The sequence below is a fragment of the Halomonas sp. 707D4 genome, assembly GCF_024158685.1.
In the GTDB taxonomy this organism is placed as follows: Bacteria; Pseudomonadota; Gammaproteobacteria; order Pseudomonadales; family Halomonadaceae; genus Vreelandella.
In genome coordinates this window covers 1-5535 of the sequence record NZ_JAMZBD010000198.1, presented here as the reverse complement: position 1 = coordinate 5535, position 5535 = coordinate 1, and the positions used below count along the sequence as shown (strand labels likewise).

The window sequence follows — 5535 nt, the reverse complement described above, 5'->3', positions numbered from 1 at the left end:
GGCCTATACGACGACCGCCTCTCGGGAGGCTTTCGCGGTGCTGGTGTTTCGTATCGAGACCCTCGAGGCGCTGCACCTGGGCGAGCATCACCGCCGCGCGCTGTTCGAGCGCGGCGATGACTGGGCCGGGCAGTGGGTGGTGCCGTGACGACCTCCTTGCCACCGCGCGGCTCATTGCAGGCAGCGCTGACCCCGACCGACTCTGACGCCCCGCGCTTCAGCGCCCCCGCCGGTGGATGCGCCGCCTCCACGCGTTCCCGTTCACGCCACCACTTGGTCGCCGGCGGCGGCGCAGGATATCGAGCCCAAATTCAACGCCGCTTTAGGCGTGGCGGTGGAGGAGTTTCATGTTCCCCAAAGCGCTATTCGTTTTTTGATTGAACGGTGCCAAGTCGAGAGAGGTGTTTTCTCCCTCAAATGCTCCTTCATCAGCGGATCGCTCGTTAACAAGATATTTGCTGGATCTACATCAAAACCAATGAGAAAGTCATCTCTTTGTTTGGTACCCGGACCATACAATGCAAGGTGAACCATCAAAATGACACTTCCAACCTTCGATACTGTACGTCTTGCAATAAAGCCACGCACATTCGCAGATCTTGAAGCTTGCTTGAAAATGGATCGTGATCCCGAGGTAACGAAATACGTTCCAGGGCCGTGGCACGATCCTGCTAGTCACGAGGCATTCGTTCGTGAGCGACTCAGGGTCTGCTTCGGACGAGGTCTGGGGTATTGGTCGGTCTTTGCGAATAAACTGCCAAACGATTTTATCGGCTGGATTCTTCTTATACCGCAGATGGGCGTTGGGCCTGATATCGAAATTGGTTGGCGATTCAAGAGGTCGGCATGGGGAAAAGGCTATGCCACAGAGGCCGCGCATCCCGTTCTTGAGCATGCTTTCAAGACATTGGGTTTACAGCGAGTCGTAGCCGATATTCACGCCGAAAACTCGGGGTCGATTCGGGTCGCTCAAAAGCTTGGCATGATCGAAGAAGACGGCAAGATTCTGGACGGTACGTGCCATCGTGCATTCGCAATACATCGTTAACGGCTATCTCAGCGCAACGATGGTCGGCTCGGTCCCTATAGATCGATGCGGATTGGCCGTTCAAGTTTAAGGAGTTTCATGCCCACTACCGATGCCCCGCGCTTCAGCGCCCCCGCCGGCGAGATCATCGGCTGGCGTGATCGCGGCGCCCTGCGCGCCACCGGCCTGTGCTACGCCACCGCCCGGCGCTTCTGCCCGCCGTTGGATGCGCCACCTTCAGAGGTTCTCGTTCACGCCACTACCTGGTCGCCGGCGGCGCCGCAGACTATCGAGCCCGAGCTCAACGCCGCCCTGGGCGTGGCGGTGGAGGAGTTTCACGTCTGCGAAGAGGCGCTGCATCTTTCGATCACCCTGCCGGAGCGCCCGGCGGATGCGCCGCGCCCGGTAATAGTGTGGATTCACGGCGGCTCCTACGTGTTCGGCACGGCGGATCTGCCCGTGTTTGATACCCGCCCGCTGGCGCTGGAGCAGGACGTGATCGTAGTGGGCGTGAACTACCGCCTAGGGCTTCTGGGCTTTCTCGGTGGGGAAGGCCGCCCGGCAAACCTGGGGCTGCTCGACTTGATCTCGGCGCTGCGCTGGATTCACGCCAACATCGCCGCCTTCGGCGGCGACCCCGGCAACGTGACGCTGTTCGGCCACTCCGCCGGGGGCGACGCGGCGGCGCACCTGATGATCGCCGAGGGCACAGAAGGGCTTTTCCAGCGCGTCATCATCCAGAGCGCGCCGCTCGGCATTCGCCGGGGCCGGGCGAAGATGAATGCCCGCATGGCGGCCGTGGCCGCCGAGGTGACAGAAGCCACTCCGCTCGACGAGGTGCTGCGGATACAGACCCGGGTGATCGAGGCCGCCCAAGGGTTCGGTCTGAAGTCCGCCATGCCGTTTGCACCGCAGTACGGCCACTACCCGTTGCCCCAGGAAAAGCTTGCCCCCGCCGCCTGGCGCCGCGCGGCGGCGGCTATCGACGTGTTGATCGGCACCACCGCTGAGGAAACCGCGCTGTTTCTGGTGCTGTCGCCGGCGCTCTCGCGCCTGCGCCGAACGCCCTGGTTGGGCGCACCGCTGACCGGCGCACTGGTGACCGCCACCACGCGCAAGATCTACCGGCGCGACGCCGCCACCTTCGCCTGCCGCCATGCTCGAGCCGGAGGCCGTGTCTTCGTCTATCGATTCGACTGGAACAAAGGCCGCGCGCCCTACGGCGCCGCCCATACGCTGGAGCTTCCGCTGCTGCTCGGCGAGCCGCAAAGCTGGCGGGACGCGGATATCGTCAAGGGCGTTGAGGAGGGCGAGCTTCACGCGTATGGCCAGCGCCTGCGCACACTCTGGGCGGATTTCGCGCGCAGCGGGCACCTGGCGCAGAAGGGGCGGCTCGGTGACGTCATCGAGTGGTGGCGGGCGAATGAGTGACCGGCGGGCACTTCATCCAGATTAAAACGCCGCTTTTCCATCCCAGGACGGCGAAGGAAAAGCGGCGACTCTAGAAGTATCGGGGCAACGAATGGGCTCAGACCTCGGGTTTACCCGAATCTGTCCGGGAGGCATCGTAATCCTGGGTGTCATCGGCATCGGAGCCGGGCTCACCAGCGCTTTCCGCCTCGAAACGGCGCGCCGCCTGAATCGCCTCCGGCTCCTGGTCGTGGCGCGACACTTCCTTCGGCGCATCCATGTCCGTCACATCCAGCACCCGCCAGCCCGACACGATGATGGCATCGCCGCGGTCTTCGCTGATGGGTTCCACTTTTGCTACGCGTGTCATGTTCTTTACTCCTTGAACGGTGCGTGGGCCTTTCACTATGGCAGAGCATTGGGCGTTTCGCCTGCTCATCATTGGCTCTGCCAGGGCCAAGAAGTTTGGAAGAATGGGATAGGTAGCATTGTAAGCACCCCCTAAAAACTGCCAGCAACAATCATGTCTCTGTCACGGCGGCACGCAACATATCAGCAAAGCGAGTCAGGGCCGGTGTCCAGCCGGTGGGGTTGTGGGTGACGAAATAAGTGTCGATATGGGCAATAGGGGTGGGCAGGGCCAGCGTATGAATCCCGAAGCGGTACTGGTGCGCCTCGACCGTTGCGCGAGGCAGGATCGTGTAACCCATACCGGCGGCGACGCAGCCGAGCATCGCGTCCAGAGAGCCGAACTCGAAGATTCTGGCCGCATTCACCCCGTGGGATGCCAGCAGTAGCTCGATGCGCTGGCGGTAGCTACAGCCCTGGCGAAACGCCATGAAAGTGGATGTCATCAGCGTTTGCGAAGTGGGCATCATTGTCATAGGCGCTGCCCCCACCAGTACCAACTGCTCGCTGAACGCGTTGAGCGCCTGATAGCGGCCAGTCTCGATCCCACCGGCCACGAAGACGCCGTCGACCTGCCCATCCATCAGTAATTCCATCAGCTCAGCGGTAGGCCCGGTCTTGAGCTGAATATCGACCTCGGGATACGCTGCATGATACGCCGCCAGCAGGGGCGGCAGGCGCAGAGCAGTGGTGGTTTCCATTGCACCTAGCCGCAGCCGCCCGGCGGCATTGTCGCGGCCCTGAAACTGCGCGATCGCTTCGTCATGGGCGCTCAGCATGCGCTGTGCATAATCTACCAGCGCCACTCCGGCACTGGTAGGGTGAACCCGTCCAGTGCGATGGAAAAGCGTCACCCCGAGTTCGTCTTCCAGCTTCTTGATGTGGGTGGTCACGTTGGACTGCACCGTATGGCATCGGTGTGCCGCTGCCACGAAGCTTCCGGTCTCGATCACGGCCATGAACAGCTGCAACGACTTCAACTGCATTCTCGATTCCTCATAACGACCCATCGGGTCAGGATATCTCTAAATGAGATAGTAATTATCGAAAGGAATCGTTTCTATAGAATTAGCATTGACATTTAGTCTTTCGGTCGATGGTGATACTTAAGCCCCGCACCAGAAAAGGACACGACCTCATGCCTCGCCAACGCATGAAAGAAGAGCTTCCCGCCTTGCTGACCGGCATCATGGCGACGCTGGCGGGCATTGGCATTGCACGCTTTGCTTATACGCCGCTGCTGCCTGCAGTCATCGAGCAGGAATGGTTCACTGCAAGCCCGGGCGCTTATCTCGGCGCTGCCAATCTGCTGGGTTACTTCGTGGGCGCGCTGGCGGCCCATTGGCTGAGTGAGCGCTTTGCACCGCGCCGGGTGATCGGCGCAAGCTTCCTGTGTATCGCCCTGAGCTTCTTGCTATGTGCGTGGCCGGGCACCTTTGCCTGGTTTTTCGCCTGGCGGCTGGTGTCCGGTATCGCTGGCGCCGTCTTGATGGTGGTTGGGCCGTCGCTGGCCTTGGCGGCCACGCCCGCCGAGCGCCGCGCCCACGTGGGGGCCATGGTGTTCACGGGTATTGGCCTGGGCGCGCTGCTTTCGGCGTTCATCGTGCCCTGGTTGCTGGAGTTCAGTCTGAGGGCCACTTGGGTAGCGCTGGGGCTGCTCTGCGTGGTGGCGGGTATGCTGTGTATTGTCGGGGTGGGACGGCTACCTCGTGTGCTCACTGTTGGGTCCACAGGCCGCGAAGATCTCTTAGTGCCCGGTATTGGCCTGGCGGTATGGCTGCTCATAGGTGCCTACGCGCTGGATGCTGTGGGGTTCGTGCCCCATACCCTGTTCTGGGTGGATTATCTGGCGCGTGAAAATGCTTTGGGCCGCCAGGCGGCTGCGCTTCAGTGGGGCATCTTCGGCGTGGGTGCGCTGTGCGGACCGTTCGTAATCAAGGCGCTGGCGCATCGCGCTGGCTGGCAGGCCGGCTTGATCGTGGCCTTCGCGGCCAAGGCCGCCGCTGTCGCGCTCCCGGTGTTCTCGCTGGCACTTGTGAGCCAGTCGGTTTCCTCTTTTCTGGTGGGGGCGATGATTCCCGGCATCGTTGCGCTCACCTCAGGCCGTCTGGCAGCACTCGTCGGGCCCGCCGCCCACAAGAAGTATTGGGGGCAGGCCACGGCTGCGTTCGCCGCCGCCCAAGCCGTGGCGGGTTACGCCATGTCGGCACTTTACGCGCCGCTGGGCACCTACGGACCGCTGTTCGTCATCAGCAGCGCCATGCTCGTCGCGGGGGTGGTGCTGGTGCTTCTCAGCCGCGTTGCCGAGCGGCGCTCATCCTTGCATGCAACACACCTAAGGAGATCGTGATGGAACTATACCTCAACGCCACCTCACCCTACGCGCGCGTGGCACGCATCCTGCTCATGGAAAAGGGCTTGATGAGCAAGGTGACGCTCATGTGGTGCGACCCCTGGGCAGACGATGCCGAGCTCTTGAAGGCCAACCCCGCCGGACGTGTACCCGCGTTGGTAACAGCAGAGGGCATCACGCTCAGCGAGTCGATGTTGCTGGCCATTTATCTGGATGATGCTTACCCGAAAACCCCGATGCTGCCTGACGGCCAGCGGGCGCAGGTGTTGCACTTGGCGGGCCTGGGGCAGAACTTGATGGAAGCCGCGTTCAATATCGTGATCGCCAGAAAACACGA

Annotated in this window: 6 protein-coding genes; 4 read left to right on the top strand and 2 right to left on the bottom strand. The window is 62.0% G+C overall.

Annotation, left to right across the window (positions count from 1 at the left end; all coding sequences use genetic code 11):
* Nucleotides 1-538: 538 nt before the first annotated feature.
* On the top strand, nucleotides 539-1048 hold the full coding sequence (locus BIS11_RS09825) for a GNAT family N-acetyltransferase (protein ID WP_253424933.1): 510 nt from the start codon (nucleotides 539-541) through the stop codon (nucleotides 1046-1048).
* A 78-nt stretch (nucleotides 1049-1126) separates the two neighbouring features.
* Nucleotides 1127-2458, top strand: coding sequence for a carboxylesterase family protein (locus BIS11_RS09820; protein WP_253585990.1), 1332 nt, complete (start codon nucleotides 1127-1129; stop codon nucleotides 2456-2458).
* A gap of 97 nt (nucleotides 2459-2555) precedes the next feature.
* Here the strand turns inward: BIS11_RS09820 and BIS11_RS09815 are convergent, their stop codons facing one another.
* Nucleotides 2556-2807, bottom strand: a complete 252-nt coding sequence (locus BIS11_RS09815; protein WP_253425110.1) for a hypothetical protein — start codon at nucleotides 2805-2807, stop codon at nucleotides 2556-2558.
* 151 nt (nucleotides 2808-2958) lie between these two features.
* Nucleotides 2959-3831, bottom strand: a complete 873-nt coding sequence (locus tag BIS11_RS09810) for a LysR family transcriptional regulator (RefSeq protein ID WP_253425114.1) — start codon at nucleotides 3829-3831, stop codon at nucleotides 2959-2961.
* Nucleotides 3832-3998: 167 nt separating this feature from the next.
* Between BIS11_RS09810 and BIS11_RS09805 the strand changes: the two genes are divergently transcribed.
* Both BIS11_RS09805 and BIS11_RS09800 read left to right on the top strand, forming a co-directional pair.
* Entirely contained in the window at nucleotides 3999-5195 is a 1197-nt protein-coding gene (locus tag BIS11_RS09805; protein ID WP_253585989.1) for a YbfB/YjiJ family MFS transporter, read from the top strand.
* Nucleotides 5195-5535, top strand: a 341-nt coding sequence (locus BIS11_RS09800) for a glutathione S-transferase N-terminal domain-containing protein (protein ID WP_253585988.1), incomplete at its 3' end; no start/stop codon positions are given. The genes BIS11_RS09805 and BIS11_RS09800, both read left to right, overlap by 1 nt.